Source organism: Micromonospora sp. CNZ299 (assembly GCF_002754415.1).
Genome location: NZ_PEFG01000001.1, coordinates 2,395,972 through 2,419,878 on the forward strand (window position 1 = coordinate 2,395,972; position 23,907 = coordinate 2,419,878).

General features: G+C 71.9%; 20 protein-coding genes. 13 read left to right on the plus strand and 7 right to left on the minus strand.

All coding sequences use genetic code 11. From position 1 onward, the window contains the following. Positions 1-16 precede the first annotated feature (16 nt). Positions 17-934: a lytic polysaccharide monooxygenase gene (locus CLT68_RS11545; RefSeq protein WP_099857053.1), complete on the plus strand. Its 918-nt coding sequence runs from the start codon at positions 17-19 to the stop codon at positions 932-934. Between the two features lie 27 nt (positions 935-961). On the opposite strand, the gene mgrA is transcribed toward CLT68_RS11545, so the two are convergent. After that, positions 962-1,957 carry an L-glyceraldehyde 3-phosphate reductase gene (mgrA, locus tag CLT68_RS11550; protein ID WP_088946337.1) on the minus strand — a complete coding sequence of 332 codons (996 nt, stop codon included), beginning with the start codon at positions 1,955-1,957 and terminating at the stop codon, positions 962-964. 70 nt (positions 1,958-2,027) lie between these two features. Here mgrA and CLT68_RS11555 point away from each other — a divergent pair, with 70 nt between their 5' ends. The 8 genes from CLT68_RS11555 to CLT68_RS11590 all read left to right on the plus strand — a co-directional run bounded on the left by CLT68_RS11555 (position 2,028) and on the right by CLT68_RS11590 (position 10,192). Next, the gene (locus CLT68_RS11555; RefSeq protein WP_099850749.1) at positions 2,028-3,008 is read left to right on the plus strand and encodes an aldo/keto reductase; all 981 of its coding nucleotides are present in this window, start codon (positions 2,028-2,030) and stop codon (positions 3,006-3,008) included. Continuing rightward, on the plus strand, positions 3,005-3,511 hold the full coding sequence (locus tag CLT68_RS11560) for a hemerythrin domain-containing protein (RefSeq protein ID WP_099850750.1): 507 nt from the start codon (positions 3,005-3,007) through the stop codon (positions 3,509-3,511). Before CLT68_RS11555 ends, CLT68_RS11560 begins: the two co-directional genes overlap by 4 nt. Positions 3,512-3,566: 55 nt before the next feature. Continuing rightward, entirely contained in the window at positions 3,567-4,814 is a 1,248-nt protein-coding gene (locus CLT68_RS11565) for a histidine kinase (RefSeq protein ID WP_099850752.1), read from the plus strand. Further along, positions 4,811-5,461, plus strand: coding sequence for a response regulator transcription factor (locus CLT68_RS11570; protein WP_088946341.1), 651 nt, complete (start codon positions 4,811-4,813; stop codon positions 5,459-5,461). The genes CLT68_RS11565 and CLT68_RS11570 overlap by 4 nt, the downstream gene beginning before the upstream one ends. 97 nt (positions 5,462-5,558) lie before the next feature. Beyond that, positions 5,559-6,635: a hypothetical protein gene (locus CLT68_RS11575; protein WP_099857055.1), complete on the plus strand. Its 1,077-nt coding sequence runs from the start codon at positions 5,559-5,561 to the stop codon at positions 6,633-6,635. A 274-nt stretch (positions 6,636-6,909) separates the two neighbouring features. After that, positions 6,910-7,083, plus strand: a complete 174-nt coding sequence (fxsA, locus tag CLT68_RS11580) for an FxSxx-COOH cyclophane-containing RiPP peptide (protein WP_088946343.1) — start codon at positions 6,910-6,912, stop codon at positions 7,081-7,083. A gap of 23 nt (positions 7,084-7,106) precedes the next feature. Then, on the plus strand, positions 7,107-8,285 hold the full coding sequence (locus CLT68_RS11585; RefSeq protein WP_099850754.1) for an FxsB family cyclophane-forming radical SAM/SPASM peptide maturase: 1,179 nt from the start codon (positions 7,107-7,109) through the stop codon (positions 8,283-8,285). After that, positions 8,282-10,192: an HEXXH motif domain-containing protein gene (locus CLT68_RS11590; protein ID WP_158240875.1), complete on the plus strand. Its 1,911-nt coding sequence runs from the start codon at positions 8,282-8,284 to the stop codon at positions 10,190-10,192. The genes CLT68_RS11585 and CLT68_RS11590 overlap by 4 nt, the downstream gene beginning before the upstream one ends. Here CLT68_RS11590 and fxsT read toward each other — a convergent pair. After that, positions 10,161-14,213 (minus strand): FxSxx-COOH system tetratricopeptide repeat protein, encoded by a 4,053-nt coding sequence (fxsT, locus tag CLT68_RS11595; RefSeq protein ID WP_099850757.1) that lies wholly within the window; start codon positions 14,211-14,213, stop codon positions 10,161-10,163. The genes CLT68_RS11590 and fxsT overlap by 32 nt on opposite strands. Beyond that, complete coding sequence (locus CLT68_RS11600; protein WP_158240876.1) at positions 14,197-15,471, minus strand: TIR-like protein FxsC; 1,275 nt, start codon at positions 15,469-15,471, stop codon at positions 14,197-14,199. Before CLT68_RS11600 ends, fxsT begins: the two co-directional genes overlap by 17 nt. Positions 15,472-15,680: 209 nt before the next feature. On the opposite strand from CLT68_RS11600, the gene CLT68_RS11605 reads away from it, so the two are divergent. The 3 genes from CLT68_RS11605 to CLT68_RS11615 all read left to right on the plus strand — a co-directional run bounded on the left by CLT68_RS11605 (position 15,681) and on the right by CLT68_RS11615 (position 19,683). Continuing rightward, positions 15,681-17,141, plus strand: a complete 1,461-nt coding sequence (locus CLT68_RS11605; RefSeq protein ID WP_099850761.1) for a sigma 54-interacting transcriptional regulator — start codon at positions 15,681-15,683, stop codon at positions 17,139-17,141. A gap of 2 nt (positions 17,142-17,143) precedes the next feature. After that, the gene (locus CLT68_RS11610) at positions 17,144-19,096 is read left to right on the plus strand and encodes a vWA domain-containing protein (RefSeq protein WP_099850763.1); all 1,953 of its coding nucleotides are present in this window, start codon (positions 17,144-17,146) and stop codon (positions 19,094-19,096) included. A gap of 122 nt (positions 19,097-19,218) precedes the next feature. Continuing rightward, the gene (locus tag CLT68_RS11615) at positions 19,219-19,683 is read left to right on the plus strand and encodes a hypothetical protein (protein WP_099850765.1); all 465 of its coding nucleotides are present in this window, start codon (positions 19,219-19,221) and stop codon (positions 19,681-19,683) included. A 251-nt stretch (positions 19,684-19,934) separates the two neighbouring features. Here CLT68_RS11615 and CLT68_RS11620 read toward each other — a convergent pair whose 3' ends face one another. Continuing rightward, positions 19,935-20,942, minus strand: a complete 1,008-nt coding sequence (locus CLT68_RS11620; RefSeq protein WP_099850767.1) for a DJ-1/PfpI family protein — start codon at positions 20,940-20,942, stop codon at positions 19,935-19,937. A gap of 1 nt (position 20,943) precedes the next feature. Between CLT68_RS11620 and CLT68_RS11625 the strand changes: the two genes are divergently transcribed. Further along, a complete protein-coding gene (locus CLT68_RS11625; protein WP_247671280.1) occupies positions 20,944-22,299 on the plus strand; it encodes an MFS transporter in 1,356 nt (451 codons plus the stop codon). Positions 22,300-22,329: 30 nt separating this feature from the next. Here the strand turns inward: CLT68_RS11625 and CLT68_RS11630 are convergent, their stop codons facing one another. From CLT68_RS11630 to CLT68_RS11640, 3 genes are read right to left on the minus strand one after another with little or no spacing between them, the layout of a single operon-like run. Next, a complete protein-coding gene (locus tag CLT68_RS11630; protein ID WP_099850769.1) occupies positions 22,330-23,034 on the minus strand; it encodes an RICIN domain-containing protein in 705 nt (234 codons plus the stop codon). Between the two features lie 46 nt (positions 23,035-23,080). Beyond that, positions 23,081-23,365 carry a DUF427 domain-containing protein gene (locus tag CLT68_RS11635; RefSeq protein ID WP_074317101.1) on the minus strand — a complete coding sequence of 95 codons (285 nt, stop codon included), beginning with the start codon at positions 23,363-23,365 and terminating at the stop codon, positions 23,081-23,083. 39 nt (positions 23,366-23,404) lie between these two features. Then, on the minus strand, positions 23,405-23,875 hold the full coding sequence (locus tag CLT68_RS11640) for an aminoacyl-tRNA deacylase (protein ID WP_088946353.1): 471 nt from the start codon (positions 23,873-23,875) through the stop codon (positions 23,405-23,407). Positions 23,876-23,907: the final 32 nt, after the last annotated feature.

Consider the following 23,907-nt stretch of genomic DNA (forward strand, 5'->3'; position numbering starts at 1 on the left):
GGTGGAGGTCATCCTCATGCCCGTACGCCGGCTCTTCGCCATGGTGCTGGTCGCTGCCGCGACAGTGCCGCTGGCAGCCACGCCCGCCGCCGCACACGGCGCCCCGACCAATCCGGTCAGTCGGGCGGCCGCCTGCGGCCCCGAGGGCCGGTACGCGGCCACCAGCGCCTGCCGGGCGGCGGTCCAGGCGGGTGCGGCGGTACGCGAATGGGACAACGTGCGCATCGCGGCGATCAACGGTCGGGACCGGGAACGGATCCCGGACGGTGAGTTGTGCAGCGGTGGGCTGTCCGCGTACCGGGGGCTGGATCTGCCCCGGACCGACTGGCCGAGCACCGAGTTGACCACCGGCGCGAAGTTCACCTTCACGTACCGGACCACGATCGAGCACCTGGGCACCTTCCGGCTCTACGTCACCAAGCCCGATTACGACCCGCGTGCACCGTTGACCTGGGCGGATCTGGAAGCGCGCCCGTTTCTGACGATGAAGGACCCGCCGGTGCGGGCCGGGGCGTACCAGTTGGCGGGTCGGCTGCCGGCGGGCCGCGACGGCCGGCACCTGATCTACACGATCTGGCAGAACTCCAGCACCCCGGACACCTACTACTCCTGCTCGGACGTGGTGTTCCGTGGTGCCAGGGCCACCTCGTCGAAGGCCGTCGTGACGAAGAGCGCGGCGGCTGCTCCGCGTACCGCTGCGAGTCGGCCGGTCGCCTCCGAGTCGGCGGTGGCGGCGGCGGCCGACCCGGGCGTGCCGGTGGCGTCGGTGACGAACCTCGGCGGCCGGTGGCCCGTGCTGGGCGGCGCCGCCGTCGTGCTGGTCCTTTTGCTGTTGCTGATCGGCGCGAGCCGGCGACGTCGCGGCGCCGCCGCACCCGTGGGCCGGCAGTGCGAGGTACGCAACCACCGGGCCGGGCGGCGCCGGATCTGGTGACCCGACCCCGCCCGGAGCCCGCGGTGTTCAGCTCAGGTGCTGCTCGATCTCGGCCAGCTCGTCGGCGGTGAAGTCGAGGTTGTCGAGCGCGGCGATGTTGGTCTCCAGCTGCTCGACGCTGCTCGCCCCGATGATCAGGCTGGTCATCCTCGGGTCGCGCAGCGCCCAGGCCAGCGCCAACTGGGCGAGGGACTGCCCGCGCCGCTCGGCGACCGCGCCGAGCCCTCGGATGGTGGCCATCTTCTCCTCGCTGAGGTCGCTCTCGTTGAGGAAGACGCTGGTGCGCACCCGGGAGTCCGCCGGGATGCCACCCAGATAGCGATCGGTCAGCAGGCCCTGGGCCAGCGGGCTGTACGCGATGCAACCCGCGCCGACCTGCTCCAGCGTGTCGAGCAGGCCGTCGGACTCGGTCCAGCGGTTGAGCATCGAGTACGAAGGCTGGTTGATCAGCAGCGGCGTACCCAGGTCGCGCAGGATTGCGGCAGCCCGTGCGGTCTGCTCGGAGTTGTAGTTCGAGATGCCGACGTAGAGCGCCTTGCCGGAGCGGACGACCGCGTCCAGCGCGCCCATCGTCTCCTCCAGCGGGGTGTCCGGGTCGAACCGGTGCGAGTAGAAGATGTCGACGTAGTCCAGCCCCATCCGGCCCAGCGACTGGTCCAGCGAGGAGATCAGGTTCTTGCGGGAGCCCCACTCGCCGTACGGGCCGGGCCACATGAGGTAGCCGGCCTTGCTGGAGATGACCAGCTCGTCGCGGTATGCCCTCAGGTCGGTGGCGAGCATCCGGCCGAAGTTCTCCTCCGCCGAACCGGGCGGTGGACCGTAGTTGTTGGCCAGGTCGAAGTGGGTGACACCCAGGTCGAAGGCGCGCCGGACGATGTCGCGCTGCCGTTCGAAGGGGCGGTCCGGACCGAAGTTGTGCCAGAGCCCGAGGGAGACGGCGGGCAGCCGCAGGCCACTGCGCCCGCTGCGCCGGTAGGTCATGGAGTCGTAGCGGTCATCCGCGGCGAGGTAGGTCACGATCATGAGCCTAACTCTGGCCCGCGCTGGCGGTGATCGCGCGTGCGAACCAGGACATCGGGGTAGTTTCGACGCCATGCGTTTCATTGCTCTCGACACCCCCAAACCGCTGTCCAAGATCGGGCTGGGCACCTGGCAGTTCGGCTCCCGGGAATGGGGCTACGGCCCGGCCTTCGAGAAGCAGGCGGCGCAGATCGTCCGGCGGGCCGTGGAGCTGGGCGTGACAGTGTTCGACAGCGCGGAGATCTACGGCTTTGGGCGCAGCGAACGGATCCTCGGTGCCGCCCTGGGCGACGACCGGCCCAAGATGGTGGTCGCCACCAAGATCTTCCCGGTCCTGCCGGTGGCCGCCGTGGTGCAGCAGCGGGCGGTCGCCTCGGCGGCCCGGCTCGGCGTCACGAGCATCGACCTCTATCAGGTGCACCAGCCCAACCCGCTGGTCGCCGACCACACCACCATGCGCGGCATGCGGGCGTTGCAGGACGTCGGGCTGGTCAGCGAGGTCGGGGTCAGCAACTACGGGCTGCGCCGCTGGCAGGTCGCCGAGGCGGCGCTCGGCCGGCGGGTGCTCAGCAACCAGGTCCGCTACAGCATGCTGGACCGCGCACCCGAGCAGGACCTGCTGCCGTACGCGCGGCAGGCCGGTCGGGTTGTCATCGCGTACAGCCCGCTGGCGCAGGGCTTCCTCTCCGGCCGGTACGACGCGAAGAACCCGCCGAGCGGCGCGGTCCGGCGGGCCAACCCGTACTTCCTGCCGCAAAACCTGGAACGTGGCGCGGTCCTGATCGACACCCTGCGCCAGGTGGCCGACGCGCACGACGCCACCCCCAGTCAGATCGCGCTGGCCTACCTGCTGCGCCACCCGAACGTGCTCGCCATTCCCGGGGCCTCCGGGGTGGAACAGATGGAACGCAACGCCGCCGCCGCGGACATCGACCTCGCCGACGACGAGTACGCGGCACTGGCCGAGACCGCGAAACGCTTCCGCCCGGTCACCGGCCTCGCCGCGATGCCGGCGATGGTGCGTGCCCGGTTCGCCAGCCCAACGGAGAAGTGAGCACAGTGGACGACATCACCGCACTGATCCTGGACGACCACGCCGCCTTCCGGCGCGGCTTCGCCCGCCTCGACGACGCCCGCGACGAGCAGGAGATGCTCGCCGTCTGGGACGCTCTCGCCCTGCACCTGGACATCCACGCCGAGGCGGAGGAGGCGATCCTCTACCCGCACCTGGTCAAACACGGCGACGACGGCGAGGACGAGACCGCCGACGCGATCGGCGACCACAACAAGATCCGGGACGCCATCGCCGAGGCGAAACTGCACCCGGTCGGTTCGGAGCAGTGGTGGGAGGCGGTCGGCACCGCCCGCCGGGAGAACAGCGAGCACCTCGCCGAGGAGGAGGACGAGGCGCTACCCGACTTCCGCCGGCACGCCAGCACCGAGCTCCGCGCAGAGCTGGGCCAACGCTGGCTGACCTTCTACGGTGAGCACAAGAACGGCCGCAACCTGCCGTTCCGCGACAAGGACCCGCAGCAGTACGTGGCCGACCACCGCTGAGATCTCCCCGGCACGGGGGAGTCGCCGAGCCTGGTTCCGGCATGAGAATGACGAGGTGACCCTCCGAGCGGTGCTGACCCCGCTGGTCGCCGGCACCACCTGGCGACGCGGCGTGTTCCTGCTGCTCGGCGGCGTGCTGGCCCTGCCGTACGGGGTCCTCGTGGTGACCTTCGCCCAACTGCTCGCCGACTCGGAGATCCCCCGCCCACTGGTCTACGCGCTGCTGGTGATCGCGGCGCTGATCGCCGTGGTGCCGCTGCTGCTGGACGGCAGCCGGGCTCTGGAGATCGCCGCCGTGCGGGCGTTGCTCGGCATCGACCTGCCCGAACCCGCGCCGGGGCACACGGCCGACCGGGAGACCCGGCTGCGCAGCGCGCTCTGGATCGCCACCCACCTCATCGTCGGCGCGCTGGTGATGGTCGCGCTGTTCAGCGCCCTGCCGATGGCACTGGCCTTCATCGCCCAGCAGTTCGGCATCGGCACCGAGCTGACCAGCCGAGAACGGTTCGGGCCGCTGGACGGGCGGGACAGCGGCTGGCTGACAGTGAGCGGGGTGGCCCTGCTGGTCGGCCTCGGCTACGCGGTCGCCGGGCTCGGTGCGCTCGCCGGTTCGATGGCGCCGGTGCTGCTCGGCCCCGCCCCGGCGGAGCGCATCGCCGCCCTGGAGGCGCAGGCCATCCGGCTCGCCGAACGCAACCGACTGGCCCGGGAGCTGCACGACTCGATCGGTCACGCCCTGACCGTGGCCACCCTCCAGGCCGGTGCCGCCCGCGAGGTCCTCGACACCGACAGGGAGTTCGTCCGGCGGGCGCTCACCGCCATCGAGGAGACCGGACGGACCGCGATGGACGAACTGGACCACGTCCTCGGGCTGCTCCGGGAAGGCGGCAACGAGCGACCCGTGGTGGCGCCGCAGCGTACCCTCGCCGACCTGGACCGGTTGGTCACCGACGCCCGCGCGGCCGGGCTGGCCGTGCACGCGCATCGCGTCGGCGACCCGGCGCGAGTGCCCGCGGCGGTCTCCCGGGAGGGCTACCGGATCGTCCAGGAAGGACTGACCAACGCCGCCCGGTATGGCGAGGGGCCGGTGACGTTGCGGCTGGACCTGCACCCGGGGGCGCTGGAGTTGGAACTGGTCAACGGGGTGCGCCGCCGCCCCGAGCGGGCTCATCCGGGGCGCGGCGGTCGGGGCCTGGACGGCATGCGGGAACGAGTGCTGCTGCTCGGCGGCGGCATCACCGTGGGACCGGACGGTGACCACTGGCTGATCCGGGCCCGCCTGCCCTACGAGGAGACGCGATGACCACCGGCGTGCTCATCGTCGACGATGACGAGCTGATCCGGATCGGGCTGCGGGCCATCATCGACGCCCAACCCGACCTGAGCGTGCTCGCCGAGGCCGCCGACGGCGCCGAGGTGCCGCCGCTGGTCGCCCGGCACCGACCCGACGTGGTGCTGATGGACGTGCGGATGCCCGGCATCGACGGGATCCAGGCCACCCGACACCTGCTGGCCACCTCCGCCGACCCACCCCGGGTGCTGGTCGTCACCACGTTCGCCAACGACGAGTACGTCTACGAGGCGCTGCGCGCCGGGGCCTCCGGCTTCCTGCTCAAACGGGCCCGGCCCGCCGAGGTGGTGGAGGCCGTCCGGGTGGTCGCGGCGGGGGAGTCGCTGCTCTTCCCGGCCGCCATCCGCCAGCTCGTCGGGGCGTACGGGCCGGCCGGCGGCGACCAGCTGCGCGCCGCCCGACTCACCGACCGGGAGGCCGAGGTGCTGCGGTTGATGACCACCGGCCGGTCCAACCCGGAGATCGCCGCGCACCTGGTGGTCGGTGTGGAGACGGTCAAGACGCACGTCGGCAACGTGCTGGCCAAGCTGGGCGTCCGCGACCGTACGCAGGCGGTCATCGCCGCCTACGAGTCCGGCTTCGTCACCCCGTCCGGCTGAACGGTCCCTCCGTCGTTCTGACCGGTCCCTCCTTCGGGGGAGCGGGTTCACCGGCAGCCGGGAGGGAATCCGGCTGTCGTTTGTCGAGGCTGTGAGCATGACAACGATCACTGCCTCCCCGCCTCGATCCGACTCCCGCTGGCCCGATCGGCTGGCCCCACTGGCCGCCGGCTGGCTCGGCCTGTGGGGTGTGCTCGCCCTGGTCGGCACCCTCACCGGCGCCGGCTACCCGTTCGGTGCCAACGACCCCAACGGCGGCGACGTCAACCTGCTGCGTCTGGTGCCGGTGGACCTGGCCACCCCGCTCTTCGCCGGCGTACTGCTGACCGCCGCGGTGGCCGCACTGGCCATGAGCCGCCCCGCCGTACGCCCCGCCGGCCCGCTGCGGGCGCTGCTCGCCGGCTACGGCTGGGCGGTGGCGTTCGTGCTCGCCGTGGTCGTGCCGGACGTCCGGGTGCTGGTGATCCTCGGCTACCTGCCGATACTGATCGTCGGTGCGCCGTTCGGCTGGCCGCCGGTCGACTACGCCGACATCTTCAACTGGGCGCTGTTCGCCCGGTTCGCCGCGCTGGCCGGCGGGCTGCTGCTGGCCGGGGCGGTGCTCGCCTGGCAGCGCCGCACCGCCGCGGCCTGCGTGGGCTGCGGTCGCGACCACACCGACCGAGGGTGGACCACCCCGGCCGCCGCCGCCCGCTGGGGCCGGTGGGCCGCCGGCACCGCCGCCGTCATCCCGTTCACGTACGCGCTGACCCGGTTCGCCTGGGCGGCCGGCATCCCGCTCGGCATCTCCCGGGAGTTCCTCACCGAGATGCAGGACAGCGGGCTGGTGTGGGCCGGGTTTGGGCTGGCCGCGTTCGCCACCGTCGGCGCGATCCTCACCCTCGGGCTGGTGCAGCGCTGGGGTGAGCGGTTCCCGCGCTGGATGCTCGGCCTGGCCGGTCGTCGGGTGCCGGTGACGCTGGCCGTGGTGCCGGCCACCCTCGTCGCCATCGCGGTGACCGCGGCCTCGTTCGGACTGCTGAGCAACCCGAAATTCTGGGAACTCACCGGCGGGCTCAGCCTGACCGGGGCGCCGATGCTGCTCTGGCCGCTGTGGGGCGTGGCGCTCGGCGTCGCCACGTACGCGTACCACCTGCGCCGCCGCGGAGCCTGCCGGCGCTGCGGTCGGGGTTGATCCGACATGTCGCCGCGGCCGGTCACCGGATCGATGGTCCTTCCCGCCCGGACGCCGGATTTTGGATGGCCGGATGGCCGAGAACAATGTCTGCGGACCGCACTGTGGCGTTGAACCGGATGACCCGCCCGACCCACCGCGCAATCAGCGTGAGGCCGCTAGGATGACCCGGTTCGTCGGCGGGGTCGGCGTTACGTGACGGGTCTCGGCCCGACGGTTTCCGCACAATTCATTGCTCACTCGGGCGCGAGTCCTTTTCGCGGGTGGACGGATCATGATGGATACGACCGATGGCGCACCGCAGGGCACCCTCGTGGACCTCAGTGACGTGAGCCTGGCTGATCTTCAGGAGTTGGACCAGTCGGTGTTCGCCCACTCGCTACGCCGAATCCTCGACGAGATCGACCGCCCCCAGGAGGCGGTCGCCGGGTGGAACTCGGCGATGTGAGGATGCCGGGCGGCGGGCGCGGCATGACGGGGACCGTCACGGTAGCCGAGGGCGGCGTCGCCGCCCGCCCGCGGCCCGTCCCGTTCTCGGAGTTCATCCTCAAGGTCCACAGCAGGTGCAACCTGGCCTGCGACTACTGCTACATGTACGAACTGGCGGACCGCAGCGCCCTCTCCGACCCCCTGCTGATGGCCCCGGCGATCTTCGACCACGCCTGCCAGCGGATACGTGAACACGTCCGCGCCCACGACCAGACCGATGTGCGGATCGTCCTGCACGGTGGTGAACCGCTCCTGGTCGGCGCTCCCATCCTGGCCCGGATGGCGGACCGGCTCCGGGAGGCGGTCGCGCCGTCGCAGGCCCAGATCAGCGTGCAGACCAACGGCACCCTCCTGACTCCACACGCTCTCTCCCTGCTGGCCGACGCCCGGGTGCGGGTGGGCGTGAGTCTGGACGGGGACCGGACGTCGAACGACAGGCACCGGCGGTACGCGTCGGGCCGCAGCAGCTACGACGAGGTCGACCGCGCCCTGCGCCTGCTCGCCGAACGGCCCGACTCGTACGCGGGTGTGCTCTGCGTCGTGGACCTCGCCGCCGATCCGCGACAGACCTACGAGACGCTGGTGTCGTACCGGCCGCCGATGGTGGACTTCCTGCTCCCGCACGCCAACTGGGAGGCACCGCCGCCGCGACGGGGTGACGGCCCGAGCCCTTACGGCACCTGGTTGGCCGCCGCCTTCGATGCCTGGTACGACACCTCGCCCCGCCTGACCCGGGTGCGTCTCTTCGAAGAACTCATCAATCTGCTGTTCGGAGGGCGGAGCCGGACCGAGTCCCTCGGACTGAGCCCGGTCGCCGCAGTGGTGATCAACACCGACGGGGCGTACGAGCAGGTCGACACCCTGCGCTCCACCTACCCCGGCGCGGTCGGCACCGACCTGACCGTCTTCACCGACTCCCTCGACGATGTGCTGCGGCACCCCGCCGTCATCGCCCGCCAGGTGGGAGTTGAGGCCCTCGCCGCATCCTGCCGAGCGTGCCCGGTGCACCGGGTCTGCGGTGCCGGCAACTATCCCCATCGGTACCGGGAGGGAAGCTTCACCAACCCGTCCGTCTACTGCCCCGATCTCCTGCTGCTCATCGCCCACGTGGAACGGCGCCTGCGAGCGGACCTGGCAGCCATGCCCCGGGAGCGGTCGTGACGGGATACCACCGGCTCACCCCCGACGACCTCGCGGCGCTCGCGGCTGGCCTCGGTGACGGGAGGACGATCCGTCTGCTGCGTGACGGTCAGGTCAGCAAACGCATGCTTCAGCTGCGCGCGCTCCTCGACACTGCCGATTCGGAGGAGACCGCCCGACACTTCGCGCTGTGGGCCACGGCGGCGGACCGGTCGCCCGAGGCGGGGCCGGCGGTGCTGGCCCTGCCGCACACCGGTGCCTGGTTGGCCACCGCGCTGCGGCGACTGCGTGCGCCGATGCCGTCCGGTTCGGCCTCCGCCGCGGCAGGCGGCCGGACGACCGGCGGGTTGGTGGTCGAGGCCGCACCCGAGTGGCCCGTCGAAGCCGAGCTGACCCCGCTCGGGTCGATCGCCGCGGTGGCGGCCCTCCGGGCCGGAATGGACTTCGAGCTCAGCGTCACGCCGCGCGACGGGGTCGTCTACCTGCCCACGCTCGGGCTCGCGCGGGTGGGGGGCGCGCAGCGGGTGACCATCAAACGGGCGGGGTCGCAGCTCCTGGTCGGGCCGGTCACGGTGTCGCTGGTTCCTCCGCCGGACGCCGGGCCGGGTGCGGAGACCGACGACTGGTCCGGCCTGCACCGACTGTGCAGCACCGCCGACGGGTTGACGCTGCGGATCACTCTTGACGATCTCGACCCGTACCGGGACCGGCACCAGCTGTGCGCCGCGGCCCGGCTCACACCCGCCGAGGTTTCCGAGTGGCAACGGCTGCTCGACGAGGCCTGGCCGATACTGGTGCGTCACCACCGTCGGCACGCCGAGGCGATCGCCGAGGGCCTGCGCTGCCTCGTGCCGCTGCTGGCCGATTCGGTCAGCGCCGGGGTCAACGTCACCAGCATGGACGCCTTCGGGTCGGTCTCGATGACCCGTCCGATCGACGGGGAGGCGTTCGCGCTCGGCCTGCTGCACGAGTTCCAGCACGCCAAGCTCGGAGCGACGATCGACGTCGAGCCCCTCTACGACCGTGACGACCGGCGCTACTACTACGCCCCCTGGCGCGACGATCCGCGTCCTCTCGGCGCCGTCCTCCAGGGTGTCTACGCCTTCATCGCGGTGACCGAGTTCTGGCGGGGGCGTCGTGCGGTGCGCAGTGGTGGCCCGGCGCGGCTGGCCGAGGTGGAATTCGCTCGCTGGCGCGACCGCGTGTCCCGCACCTGCGCGGACATCGAGTCCTTCGGCCGTCTGACCGCGGCCGGCCGCGAATTCGTCACCGGTCTGCGGCGGGTCATCGACGACTGGCGGGACCCGGTGGACCCGGGGGCGGTCGAGCTCGCCAGGGAGGCCGCCGAGGACCACTGGACGGTCTGGCGACTGCGGAACCGCCGGCCGGACCCGGACGCCGTCGACCAGCTCGCCGCCGCCCGCGCGGCCGGCCTGCCGTGCCCCGCCGCCATCGTCACGCTGCGGGTGGAACCGGCCGACGGCCGATGGCTGAGCCTCAGCCCACGGCTCGACCTGGTGCGGCTGCGGTTGAGCGATCCGGAGCGGTTCATGCGGCTGCGCACCGGCGCGGAACGCCTCGTCGACGCACTGCCCATGGCGTCCGACGGTGACCTGGCCCTCGCCGCCGGGGATGACCTCGCCGCCCGCGAGAGCTACCGCGGGCAGGTGTGCGCCGATCCGGAGCAGCTCTCCGCCTGGGTCGGCCTGGCCCTCGCCGAGCAGCGCCTGACGGCAGCGCAGAAGACCGGCGGCGCCGACCCGGAGCTGTGCCGTGCGGTGTACCTGCGGCTGCGCGCCGCCGGGCACCCGGAGGATCCACTCGAACTGGCCCGCTGGCTTGCTCCGGTCACCTGCGTGGCGGCAGCGGGCATCGAGCACGACGGCGCGTCGTCGACTAGGTCGGTGGCGGTTCCAGATCGCAGTTGAGGCGGTTCGCCTCGACCAGGGCGATGGTGTTCGGGTGGCTGTCACCCAGGACGCGGCGGAAGAGGGGCATCACCGCGTCACGCAGAGCGCGGGCACCTCGGTGGTCTCCGGCGACACTCAGACTGGTGGCCAGGTTGTTCGCCACCGCGAGGGTGTCCGGGTGTGACGGCCCGAGGATGCGCTGCGCCCGCTCGTAACAGTCCTGGTCGGCGGCGAGGGCCGCCGCGAACTCCCGACGCACGTACCAGCAGTTGGCGAGGTTGATGTTCGCGGCCAGCGTGTACGGATGGTCCGCGCCGACCCGTTCGGTGAAACGGTTGACGACCTCGTCGGACAGCGTGAAGGCCGCCTCCAGATCCCCGGCCTTCCGGAGGAAGATCGCCAGGTTGTTGCCGTACGCCAGGGTGAACAGGTGGTCCTCGCCCATCGCGTCCCGATACCACCGGTACACCGGGCGCGCCCGGCGAAGCGCGCCCGCGTCGTCCTCCAGAGCGGACTCGTCACAGGCCAGATTCATCGCGGCGGCCTGCACGTCCGGATGATCCGACCCGTGCCGGCGGCGGGAACGGACCAGCACGTCCGCGCTCAACGCGTGGGCCCGCTCGAACTCGCCCAACTTCCGGAGGGTCACCGCGTAGTTCTTGGTCACCCGTAGCGTCTCGCCGTCCTCCTCGCCGAGCACCTCCCGGTCCGCCTCCACCGCTGCCTCCAGGACCCTGCGGGACTCGGTGAGGTCGCCCGTGTCGCGCAGGTCGCGGCCGTACTGCCCTTCGGAGAAGAGGGTGTACGGGTGCATCGGACCGAGCGTGTCGCGGCGGCGGCCCAGGGTGCGTTCGTTGAGCCGCAACGCCCCACGCAGATCGCCGACCAGCCGGAGCGACAGGGCCAGGTTGTGCGCGGCGATCAACGCCCGTGGGTGTTCCTCGCCGAACACCTCACGGGCCAGTTCCTCCGTGCGGGTGTCCAACTCGCGCGCCCGTTCGAAGAACCCGAGCGCGCGCAGGTCCGCGGCGAGGCTGCCCGCGACGATCACCGTGTATTCGTGGTCCTCGCCGAGCGTGTCGGAGAGCCGCTGGTACACGTCCTGATCGATGTCGTACGCGGCCTGGTACTGCGCCTCGAGGCGCAGCGCGTTGGCGAGGTGGAAGCGCATCATCTGGGTCGGCGGGTCGTCCGCGCCATGCTCCGCCCGCCACGCCTCGATCGCCTTCTCGGCCAGCTCGGAGCAGGTGCCGAAGTCGACCCGTGTCCACATGTACCGGGCCACGTCGAGCAACAGTTGTCGGACCTCCGGCTGGGGCGAGTTGAGGGTCTTCGACGGCAGCAGGTGGGGCCAGAGATCCGCGTAGATCGGCCAGTTGCGGGGCTGGTCGGGGTCCTTCGGGTTGGCGGCGGCGAGGATCGCGTGCACGTGACGCCGGTTCTCCGCCTTGGCCTCGTCGGACATGGACTCCCGGATCAGCTCCTGCACCAGTGGGTGCATGCGGAGGCTGGTCTGGTTGCCGTCGTCACCGCGGTCCGGAGTGCGCCCGCGCCCGCCGCGCACGCTGTCGATTCGCGCCAGCGCGTACCGGCCGACATCCCGCAGCGCGCGCCCCATGAGCAGGGGATCCCGTACCGACGGATCGTAGGGGAGAAGCACGTTGATGAAACTGTCGTCGTAGAGCAGCGACATCGGGATCGGCTCGGCGGCGAAGAAGGCGCAGACCTCCAGCAGCTTCGCCGCCGCCGGGTTGCGCTCCCGCAGGCTCTCCAGGGAGACGAGCCACGGCTCCGCGCCGGTCTGTTGATAGTCGGTGGGGAGCTCGTCGGAAAGCATGCCTGGCAGATACCGGCGCAGTCGCTGCAGATACTGGACGGCCGACTCGCCGGTGGTGGCGAGCCATGCCCCCGCCTGCTCGACGGCGAGCGGCAGGTCGCCCAGGCGGTCAGCGACCATCTCGGCATCAGCCAGGGGCAGGCGTGGGATCCGCCGACGCAACAACGCGGTGCTCTCCGCGCGGTCGAAGGCACCCACCTCGAAATTGCGGGCGTGCCGCGCCCAGACGTGGTTGCGGGTGGTGACGAGCACGTGGCCAGGCCCCTGCGGCATCAGGTCGTGCAACTCAGCGGGGTCGTCGGCGTTGTCGAGCACCAACAGCCACCGCCGGAAGGGGTCACCCCGGCGCAGGGCGTCCAGCACCCACTGGACCCGCTCGGCGACGTTGCCCCCGAGTGGCGTGTCCGCCTTGTCGGCCAGCCGGTCGGCGAGCGAGGCCAGAGCGAGCCGCATGACGCTCGGTTGCTGCGCGGAGATCCACCAGACGACGTCGTACTCGGCGCGGAAGCGGTAGGCGTATTCCAGAGCGATCTGGCTCTTGCCGACGCCACCCAGGCCGTGCAGTGCGAGCGGGGTGTGCCGGGCCTCGGCCGACGACAGCCAGTCGCGCATCTCCTCCAGGAGTCGGCTGCGGCCGACGAACTGGACGTTACGCGGCAACGGCACCCGCCAGACCGGTGGCTCGTTGCCGGGGAACCGCCGTCGTTGCCCGGCACCCTCCGGGTCGGTCGCCGGGCGGGCGGGATGGTCCAGGGCCTCAAGCAGACGGCTGGCGGCCTCCTCCTGCGTGGCGCCCACCAGGTCCACCGGAACGCGTTCCAGGAACACCGCCGGCGCCCGGGAATTGTCCAGCCGGACGGGCACCAGGAAGTTGCCGCCGCTGCCCGACTCGTAGCTGGTGGCCTGGGACCACAACTCGCTGGCGTTCGACGACTGCATGTATTCCTGGGACAGCAGCACCACCAGCCGGGCCGCGTCCTTGAAACCGACGGCCGTCGACGTCCCCTCGACAGGGCTGGCCGGAAAGTCGACCTCTCGCATCACCGTACGCAGCCCGGCCGAACGAAGCTCGTCGCGGACCCATTCGGCCCAGGACCGGTCGAGGGAGACGTAGCTGACGAAGACGTCCGGTGCGGCACCGGAGATGCGTTGCCTCTCGAACTTGGCCAACCACTGACGGCGCAGCCGATCCTCCATGGCTGGCAGGCTGTCGACCGAGTCCTCGGTGATCGCCTTGGTCAGTCGCTCGTAGGCGGCGAGCAGCGTGCCCTCATGGTGGGCCCGGTCGCCGAACCCCGCCAGGATCTCCTCGTACGCGTAGTAGGGCTGGTAGGGGATTTCGATCTCACCCCAATACCGGTCGCTCTCCTCTACAGAAGTCCGGGGCAGCAGGGGCGCGAAGCGGCGGCGCGCGTGGTCCCGGCCCGCCTCCAACTTGAGCTGCTCGGCGTTGTCCACCCGCATCGGGACCGGCAGGATTCGGACCGGTCGGTCGCCGCGCTGCCGGATGATGGAGCGGGTGACGCCGGCAGCTCCATCGATGCTCTGGTCGTTGAGCGTGAAGGAGGTGACCACGGCGTCGGGCAGCCGCACGGTGCAGATGCCCGCACCGTCGCTGACGCCGGTCCGGCTGTCGATCAGCACGTAGTCGTAGTTGTCCCGCATGCTGGCGGCCAGTGCGTCGAGGAAGCTGTTGCCGCCCAGCTTCTCGAAGAACGCCTGCCAGTCGAAGGTGCTCACGGCCTTGGTGTATGCCGTGTCCTGTCGGCCGGCGGGTAACAGGTCCAGGCTGCCCTTTGGAGTCGGACCCGCAGAAGGCCGGACGGCCGAGTTGGGAGCGGGGAAGTCCCAGTGCAGCGAGACGGCGTGGTGCAGCACGTCGGCGGCGCTGCCGAGCCAGTCCTCGTCCTCCGTCTCCTCCAATGGTCGAACGACCGCCTCGGCGTAGTCGCGGACCATGTCGATGATCCCGGTCGACGTCCGCAGATCCTTGTCGAGGAGGAACGGGTGGAAATACTTGTGCAGACCGGGGGATTCCAGGTCCCAGTCGACAGCGAGCACCCGGTAGCCGTTGGCCGCCAGGATCCAGGCGACGTTGGCGAGCGCCATGGTGCGGCCGGTGCCACCCTTGTACGAGTAGAACGTGATGATTCGACCCTCGACACCATCGCCGGTGATGCCCGGGTCAGCGCTCGTTGTCACGGCCGTCCTCCGGTGTGGTGTCGTCGCTCTCCGCGCCCCAGGGCCCGTCGATGCGTGGTGGTCGGGTGTCCGTGGTGAGGCTGGGGGGCCGGTGCACCGCTCCTCGGCTGAACACCCGGTTACGAGCGACCTCCAGGACCTCCGGCAGCTCCTCCTGGAAGGCGCGGTGGGTGAGGATGTTGGACCGGTAGAGCTCGTCGTCCGAGGCCAGGTCGTCGAAGATCTCCCGACACGCGCGCGACAGTGACTGCCAGTGCTCCCGGGTCTCCGTGTCGTCGCGGCTGCTCGGGATCAGCACCGCCGTGGTGCCGCCGTCGCGCAGGGCAGCAGTGGCGTGGGCGGCCAGCGACTGTCGTTGCTCGGGCAGGCGGGTCAGCCAGGCGTCGACGATCAGCACCAGGATCTGGTTGTAGCGGGCGGCCTGCTCGGCGCGGCGGGCCAGCTCCGTCAGGTCCACCACCGTTGACCGGTAGCTGTGGTCGGCCGCGATCTCACGGGCGTAGTCGACGACCGGGTCGGGCAGCGGCGGCCCGTATGGTGCCCAGTCCAACGCATGGTTGCCGTACGTGGTCACGTTTTGGCGTACCGTGCTCATCTCGTCCCGGTGCGACGCCGCGACGATGAAGTGGACCAGCATCGGTGCGAACTGGTCGACGTCCGCCGCGAGCTGCCCGGGCGCCTGGTGGAAGGCGCTGGGTGTGGCGCGCAGGTCGATAGTGCGCTGGCCCTCCGGCAGCGGATGCTCCTCCACACTGGACACGATCTGGTTGGCCAGTTCGAAGAGGAACGTGCGGTAGTCGTCGCTGTGCCGTTGCAGTCGCATCAGCTGCCGGACTCCCAACCGCTGATAGAGGTCGCCCAGGCTGTGGGAGGAATATTGCAGCGGGGAGGCGACCGGGTGGATGCGGCCGGGTCGGGCCGGGATCCACATCAGCGGTTTGAGGAGCGAGCTGTCCACCCCGTTCTGCTGGTCGTAGCGGGCAGTGCGGTCGGCGAAGATCCGCCATTCCTGGCCGCAGGGCTCGCTCTGGAAATATCTCGGCGTCATCAGAGCGAGAAAGGAGCGGCACGTGCTCAGCGCCTCGACCAGCCGCTGCGGCCACCGCTCGCCCAGCAGGATGGTGCGATCGACGAAACCCACCCGCTCGTCGCGGGGCAGACCCGCGATCAGCCGTACCTCTGCGCTGAGATCCTCGTAAAGACGTTGGACCAGTGCGTCCTCGTCGCCCCTCGCGTAACTGAGGAAGAAGTACAGCACCGCACCTCCGCGCCGGGAGAGGTTGACCATCGGATGGCCGGGCCGTGACCCCGTCGGTCACGGCCATTTTTCGGCGGCCGTAAACGGCGGAGCTAACCGTGAGTATAGGGGCGGAGACGGCCTGCCACAGCCCGCCGATCGGCGCATCAAGAGGGCGTCTCGGATATCACTTTCCGTATTGGCGTAGGTCGACTCCGGGGTGAGCTAGCGTGGGTCGGGTGACTGCGCCTACCCCGGTAATCCCGGTTCCACCGGCCGACCTGCCCGGCACGCTCGGCGCGCTTCGGGCGGCCGGTCACCAGTACCGCACCGTCAAGCAGGAACTCCGCGACAACCTCCTCGCCCGGATGCGCTCCGGCGAGGCCCGTTTCCCCGGCATCGTCGGCTACGACGACAGCGTGCTGCCCGAGGTCGAGCGGGCGCTGCTCGCCGGGCACGACATGGTGCTGCTCGGTGAGCGCGGCCAGGGCAAGACCCGACTGATCCGCGCACTCGGCGCGCTGCTCGACGAGTGGACCCCGGTCATCCCCGGCTCGGTGCTCAACGAGCACCCCATGCACCCGCTCACCCCGGCTTCCCGTGCCCAGGTCGCCGAGGCCGGCGACGACCAGCCGGTCGGCTGGCTGCACCGCTCGATGCGCTACGGCGAGAAGCTCGCCACCCCGGACACCAGCGTCGGCGACCTGATCGGTGACGTGGACCCGATCCGGATCGCCCAGGGCCGCACCCTCGGCGACCCGGAGACCATCCACTTCGGGTTGGTGCCGCGCACCAACCGCGGCATCTTCGCCGTCAACGAGCTGCCCGACCTGGCCGAGCGGATCCAGGTGGCGCTGCTCAACGTGCTGGAGGAGCGGGACATCCAGGTCCGTGGCTACCAGCTGCGGCTTCCGCTGGACCTGCTCCTGGTCGCCAGCGCCAACCCGGAGGACTACACCAACCGGGGCCGGATCATCACGCCGCTCAAGGACCGGTTCGGCGCGGAGATCCGCACCCACTACCCGGTCGACCTGGACCTGGAGCTGGACCTCATCCGGCAGGAGGCCGACCTGGTCGCCGCCGTGCCGGAGCACGTCCTGGAGGTGCTGGCCCGCTTCGCCCGCGCGGTGCGGGAGTCGCCGTCGGTGGACCCGCGCTCCGGGGTCTCCGCCCGGTTCGCCATCGCCGCCGCCGAGACGGTCGCCGGCGCCGCGCTGCGCCGCGCCGGTCTGCTCGCCGCCACCACCACCCCGGACGGGCGGCCCGAGGCGGCGGTGGCCCGGGTCGGCGACGCCGTGTCGGTGACCAGCACCCTGCGCGGCAAGGTCGAGTTCGAGAGCGGCGAGGAGGGGCGGGAGATCGAGATCCTCGCCCACCTGCTGCGGACCGCGACCGCCGAGACGTTCCGCGCGCACCTGGCCGGGTTGGACCTGTCCGGCTTCACGGCGCTCGTCGAGGACGGCGCGGCGATCGAGACCGGAGAGCTGGTCAGCGCCTCCGAGCTGCTGCGCCAGGTCGGCACCGTGCCCGGCCTGGCGAAGGTCCTCGACCGGCTCGGCCTGGGCGACGCGCCCACCCCGGAGGAGGCGGCGGCTGCCGTCGAGTTCGTGCTGGAAGGGCTGCACCTGACCCGCCGGCTCGGCAAGGACGTCACCGACTCCGGGCGCACCGTCTACGGCGGCCGGGGCTGACCGTGGCCGGCAACCGGTTCCGGTACGGGCAGTGGAACGGCGGGCCCGACCCGCTCGCACCCCCGTACGACGTGCGTGAGGCGGTGGACGCGGTCGGCGCTGAGGTGCTGGCCGGCGGAAGCCTGCGGGAGGCGCTGCGCGATCTGCTGCGCCGTGGCCCCCAGGGGCGGGGTGGGCTGGACGACCTGGCCGCCCGGGCTCGGCGGCTGCGCCGGGAGGCGCTGCGTCGCGGTGACCTGGACGGCGCGGTGACCAGGGCCCAGGCTCTGCTCGACCAGGCTCTCGCCGCCGAGCGGGACGAGTTGCGCGGGCGCGACGACGACGCCGCGCGGTTCGCCGAGTCGGTGCTGGACAACCTGCCCCGTTCCACCGCGCGGGCGGTGGAGGAGCTGTCCGGCTACCAGTGGGCCAGCGACGAGGCCCGCCGCTCGTACCAGCAGATCCTCGACCAACTTCGCGACGACGTGCTCGGTCAGCGGTTCGCCGGGCTGCGCGACGCCGTGCGCGCGTCCGCCGACCCGGCCGCCCAGCAGCGGCTCGCCGAGATGATGGGCGACCTGAACGACCTGCTGGCCCGGCACGGTCGCGCGGAGGACACCACCGACGCGTTCGCCGAGTTCATGCGCAGACACGGCGACTTCTTCCCGGAGAAGCCGGAAACGGTCGACGAGCTGATCGACGTGCTGGCCCGCCGCTCGGCGGCCGGTGAGCGGCTGATGAACTCGCTCTCCGACCGGCAGCGCGCCGAGCTGGCCGGTCTGATGCAGCAGTCGCTCGGCGACCGCCTCTCCGGGGAGTTGTCAGCGCTCGACGCGAACCTGCGGGCACTGCGGCCCGACCTGCGCTGGGGGCGTGGCGAACGGGTCCGGGGCGACCAGCCACTGGACTACGCCGACGCGGCCGGCGCGTTGGGTGAGATCGGCGACCTGGACGACCTGCTGGACCAGCTCGACCAGGAACACCCCGGGGCGACCCTGGACGACGTGGACGTCGACGCGGTGGCCCGGACGCTGGGACGGGACGCCGCCGACGACGTCCGCCGACTGCGCGATCTGGAGCGGGAGCTTCGCCGGCAGGGCTGGGTGAGCCGGGACGCCGAAGGGCTCACGCTGAGCCCGAAGGCGCTGCGCCGGCTCGGCGGGACCGCGCTGCGACGGGTCTTCTCCGACCTGACCGCCGGGCCGCGCGGCCAGCACGACCTGCGCTCGGCGGGGGCCGCCGGCGAGGTCAGCGGTGCGTCACGACCCTGGGAGTACGGCGACGAGCAGCCGTTGGACGTGGTCCGGACGTTGACCCGGGCGGTCAGCCGGGCCGGGCCGACGGTTCCGGTGCAGCTCGCGGTGGACGACTTCGAGGTGGTGGAGACCGAGAAGCGGGCCTCGGCGGCGGTGGTGCTCTGCGTCGACCTGTCGTACTCGATGATCTCTCAGGGGCGTTGGGGGCCGATGAAGCAGACGGCGCTGGCACTGGCGCACCTCATGGAGACGCGTTTCCCGCAGGACGCCCTGCAGATCGTGGGCTTCGGCCGGGAGGCGACGACGCTGACCCAGCAGGAGCTGGCCGCCGTCGAGCCGGACGGGGAACAGGGCACCAACCTCCAGCACGCGCTGCGGTTGGCTGGTCGGCACCTGCGCCGACACCCGGACGCCGAGCCGGTGGTCCTGGTCGTCACCGACGGCGAGCCGACCGCCCACCTCGACCCGGACGACGGGGAGGCGCTGTTCCACTGGCCGCCGCTGCCGGAGACGATCGAGGCGACGGTTCGCGAGGTGGACCGGCTGAGTCGCTACGGCGCCACGCTCAACCTGTTCATGCTCGGCGATGACCCGGGCCTGCGGCGTTTCGTGGACGCGGTGGCCCGCCGCAGTCGGGGCCGGATGTTCACGCCGGACACCGACGACCTCGGCGAGTACGTGGTCTCCGACTACCTCCGCTCCCGCCAATCCCGCCGCTAAGCGCCCCCGCCCCCCGCCGTCGTCGATCATGGAGTTGTGGTGGGGGACAAACGTCTCCCGTCTGGGTGAACCGGGCACCACAACTCCATGATCGACGGGGTGGGGCGGGGTTGACTTGGGGTGTGGAGAGTGGAGGGCTGCGGCGGGCTTACGGCGGGGTTCTGGCCGAGATCGACGGGGCGGAATTCGAGTCGCCGCCGGAGGGGCAGCTCACCGCCGAGCAGATCGTGGCGCACCTGGTCGCCAACGACGAGCTGATGATCCAGGCCACCGAGGCGCTGCTGGCCGGGTCGCCGTTCGCCTACTACGACCTGGACGACATCCACCGTCCGCAGCTCGACGCGTTGGCCGCCGAGCAGGGCGGCCTACGTGGCCTGACCGCTCTGCTGGACGGCACGAGCGACCGGCTGTGCGGCCTCGTCGACCGGCTCGGCCTGGCGGCGGAGACCCCGGTCGAGACCCACCTACGCGAGGGATTCGACCTCATCGTCGACGAGTCGCTGCCCTGGTCCCGCACCCTTGACCTGCACGCCCGGGTCCACCTCCCCAAGCACCAGGCCCAACTCCACATGCTGCGCCGCCTCTGAGACGTGTCGTCCGCGCGCGGTCGTTCGGGCCTCGCGCGGCTTGGACGACCGGTCTGTCGAGCGTGATACCGGTGAGTCATCAAAATGACTCACAGGTATCACGCTCGCTGGGATGACGGGCGCGGTCAGGGGCCTCGTCACGCCGGTGAGGGATGGCTGCGCCGAGCGAGCGCATGGGGCGGCCGTTTCCGCCAGGCAGCCGGCATCTGGCGGCGGTAGGCGGCGGGCGGCCGCGGCGAGCAGCCGGGGGATCAGCCGCCGATCAGCTCGCTTCGTGGGTGGAAGGTGCGGCGGTAGGTCGAGGGCGCTACGCCGATGCGTTGGTGGAGCTGCTGGCGCAGGGCGGCGGTGGTGCCGAAACCCGAGCGGTGGGCGATCTGGTCGACGGTGAGGTCGGTCGTCTCCAGCAGCAGTCGCGCGTGGTCGGTGCGCTGTTGCAGCATCCACTGGGCTGGGCTCAGGCCGGTCTCCGACCGGAAGCGCCGGGTGAAGGTGCGCACGCTCATCCGCGCCTGCTCCGCCAGGTCGCGCAGCGCGATCGGCTCGTGCAGCCGCTGCCGCGCCCACTCCCGCGCGCTCGCGGTGCTGGTGTCGGTGGCCTTCGGCACAGGCCGTTCGATGTACTGCGCCTGGCCACCGTCGCGCCACGGCGGCATCACGCAGCGCCGCGCGGCCCGGTTGGCCACCTCGCTGCCGTGGTCGAGGCGGATGACGTGCAGGCAGAGGTCGATGCCGGCGGCGACCCCGGCGGAGGTGAGCACCTGATCGTCGGCGATGAAGAGCACGCCCGGGTCGAGGTCCACCCGGCCGTGCAGGCTGCGGAACCGCTCGGCGTACGCCCAGTGGGTCGTCGCCCGACGCCCGTCGAGCAGCCCGGCGGCGGCCAGCACGAACGCTCCCGTGCAGATCGACATGATCCGGACACCCCGCTCGTGTGCCCCACGCAGCGCCTCGGCGACCTCCGGCTCGACGGTGCCCGAGATCAACGCGGTGCCGTCGTGGATGCCCGGGACGATCACCGTGTCGGCGGTGTCGAGCAGTTCCAGACCATGGTCGGGGACCACCTGGAAGCCGGCGGTGCTGCGCACCGGGCGCCCGCCCGGGGTGCACACCCGCACGTCGTAGAACGGCGTCTGGTCGGCGGCCTGGGCGGTGCTGAAGACCTGCGCGGGGGTGCCGAGGTCCAGGCCGACCACGTGGTCCAGGGCGAGTACGGCGATCCGGTGCGGGCGAACGGTCATGGCCCGATTATTGCGCATGATGGCTTTCCGGCCACTCGTCGTGCCGTACGGCCCCGCCCAGACTGGTGCCGTGTTCAAGAACCGCCGTCTGCATCCCGCCTGGCTGGTCGCCGCCGTCGCCTTCGTGGCGCTGGTCGGTGCTGCCGGCTTCCGCGCCACCCCGTCGGTGCTGCTGCACCCGCTGCACGAGGAGTTCGGCTGGCCACTGGCCACGATCTCCGCGGCCGTCTCGGTCAACCTGCTGCTCTACGGGCTGACCGCGCCGTTCGCCGCCGCCCTGATGGACCGGTTCGGCATCCGCCGGGTGGTCTCGGTGGCGCTGCTGCTGGTCGCCGCGGGCAGCGGGCTGACTGTCTTCATGAGCGCCAGCTGGCAGCTCCTGCTCTGCTGGGGTGTGCTGGTCGGCCTGGGCACCGGGTCGATGGCGCTGGCGTTCGTGGCCACCATCACCGGGCGCTGGTTCGTCCGGCGAAGGGGCCTGGTCACCGGGGTGCTGACCGCCGGCGGGGCCGCCGGACAACTGGTGTTCCTGCCACTGATCGCCATCCTGGTGCGCGACCACGGCTGGCGTACGGCGGCACTCGTCGTGGCCGGAGCCGCGCTGGCGGTCGTACCCCTGGTGGTGTGGTTCCTGCGCGAGCACCCGGCGGATCTCGGTCTGCCCGCCTACGGGGCGGACGAGGTCGTCCCGGCGCCCCCGGCGACCGGCGGCGCGGCGGCCCGGGCGCTGGGTGCGCTGGCGACCGCGGCCCGGACCCGCCCGTTCTGGCTGCTGGCCGGGGGGTTCGCGATCTGCGGCGCGACGACCAACGGCCTGGTCGGCACCCACTTCGTGCCGGCGGCGCACGACCACGGCATGGCCCAGACCACGGCGGCCGGGCTGCTCGCCCTGGTTGGGCTCTTCGACATCGTCGGCACTATCGCCTCCGGCTGGCTCACCGACCGGGTGGACAGTCGGTTGCTGCTCGGCATGTACTACGCGCTGCGTGGGGCGTCCCTGCTGGTGCTGCCGAGCCTGTTCTCCGGCACCGCCGAGCCGACCATGCTGGTGTTCATCGTCTTCTACGGCCTGGACTGGGTGGCCACCGTGCCGCCGACCGTGGCGTTGTGCCGGGAGTATTTCGGTGGCGCCGGAGCGGTGGTGTTCGGCTGGGTGTTCGCAGCGCACCAACTCGGCGCGGCGGTCGCGGCGACCGGTGCGGGGCTGGTCCGCGACCGGCTCGGCGACTACGCCATGGCCTGGTACGTGGCGGGTGCGCTGTCGATCGGCGCGGCCGGACTGTCGTTGCTGCTGCGTCGGCGACCGGGCCGGCCGGTGCCGGAGGCCGTGCTGGCCGCCGCGACCGCCCCGAAGGCGTGGAGCTTCCGAGGCTGAGGCCGGGCCGGCGGCAGCGACTGCGGTCGGTCAGCTCACGGTCCACTGCTGGGCCGGCCGGCCGTCGCAGGGCCGCTGCCGGACCTCGTCGCCCGCCTCGACGCCGTCGTCGTCGGCCTGCGCGCACTTGCCGCTGTGCGCCGCGACCAGCAGCACCGGGCCGGTGCCGGTCGCGGTGAGCCGCCACTGCTGGTTGGCCTCGCCGTGGCAGGGCCACTGCACCACCCGTGCGCCGTCGTCCCGGCTGCCACCCTCGACGTCCAGGCACTGCCCGTGGGCCGCGTTGGTCAACGTCAGCACGTCCGCGCCGACCGGGTTGACCACCCACTGCTGCTCCGGGCCGCCGCTGCACGCGGCCAACTGGGCGCCGGCCTTCTCGCCGTCGCCGTCGAGCCCGAGGCAGAGCCCGGAGGCGACCCGGAGCACCCGGGGCCCGGTGGGTGGCCCGGCCGGGGTCGCCGACGGGGTCGGTGACGGCTCGGCCGGGGCGCTCGGGTCAGCCGCCGGGTCGGTCGGCGCCGCGGCGCTGGACGACGCGCCGACCGTCGCCGGCACGGGCTGCTCGTCCTGCCCGTCGAGCAGCCCGGTGGCGAAGACCACCCCGAGGAGCGCGCCGACGACCCCGACAGCCACCGCGACCCGCAGCAGCGGGTCGGCCAGCGGCCCGGGGCGGCGTGCCTGTCGCCCGCCGTAGACGGTGCCGGCGGGGTCGGGGCGTTCGTGGGGCGCGGACATACGCGCCATCCTCGCCCACGGCGGCGCACCGGAGCCAGCCCGGCGGTCAGTCGACGACCCGGACGTCCTTCCAGAACGCCACCCGGTCACGCACCATCTCGGCGTCCGGCTTGGGCTCCGGGTAATACCAGACGGCGTCCGCGCTGGTGCTGCCCTCGTGCTCAAGGGTGTAGTACGAGGCGGTGCCCTTCCACGGGCAGACGGTGTGCGTCGCGGACTCCCGGATCAGGTCGTCGCGCAGGGCGGAGCGGGGGAAGTAGTGGTTGCCCTCCACCAGCACGGTGTCGTCGCTCTCGGCGACGACCAGGTCGTTCCACACGGCTTTTGGCATGTCTCCAACACTAGGCCGTGGCAGTGACGTCGGCAGCGCTCAGCGGGTCGGCTGCGGGTCGGTGACGTCGGCCACTGTGGCGTCGAGGGCGGCGATCACGGCATCGGCGTCGGCGGCGATGGCGAGGCCGCGTTCACCGGCGCCGAGACTGATCTCCCGGCCGCGCAGTCGCTCGTCGGCGATCACCGGCCAGGCCGTGCTCGCGCCGAACGGGGTGATGGTGCCGCGTTCGTAACCGGTGGCGGCCAGTGCGCCCGCCGCGTCGGGCATGGACAGCCGCTGCACCCCGAGCAGGGCGCGCAGCTTGGGCCACGAGACGACCCGGTCCCCGGGGGTGAGCACGAACAGGTGATCGTCCGCACTCCGGCGGACCACGATCGTCTTCACCACATCGGCGACGGCCACACCCTGGGCCGCGGCAGCCTCCGCGAGGCTGCCGGCCTCACCGCGGCTGACCAGCCGATATGGCAGTTGGGCTGCTTCCAGGGCGGCGATCGCGGGCGATGGCATGCCCGCCACGGTAACGGCCGAGCCGGTCAGCG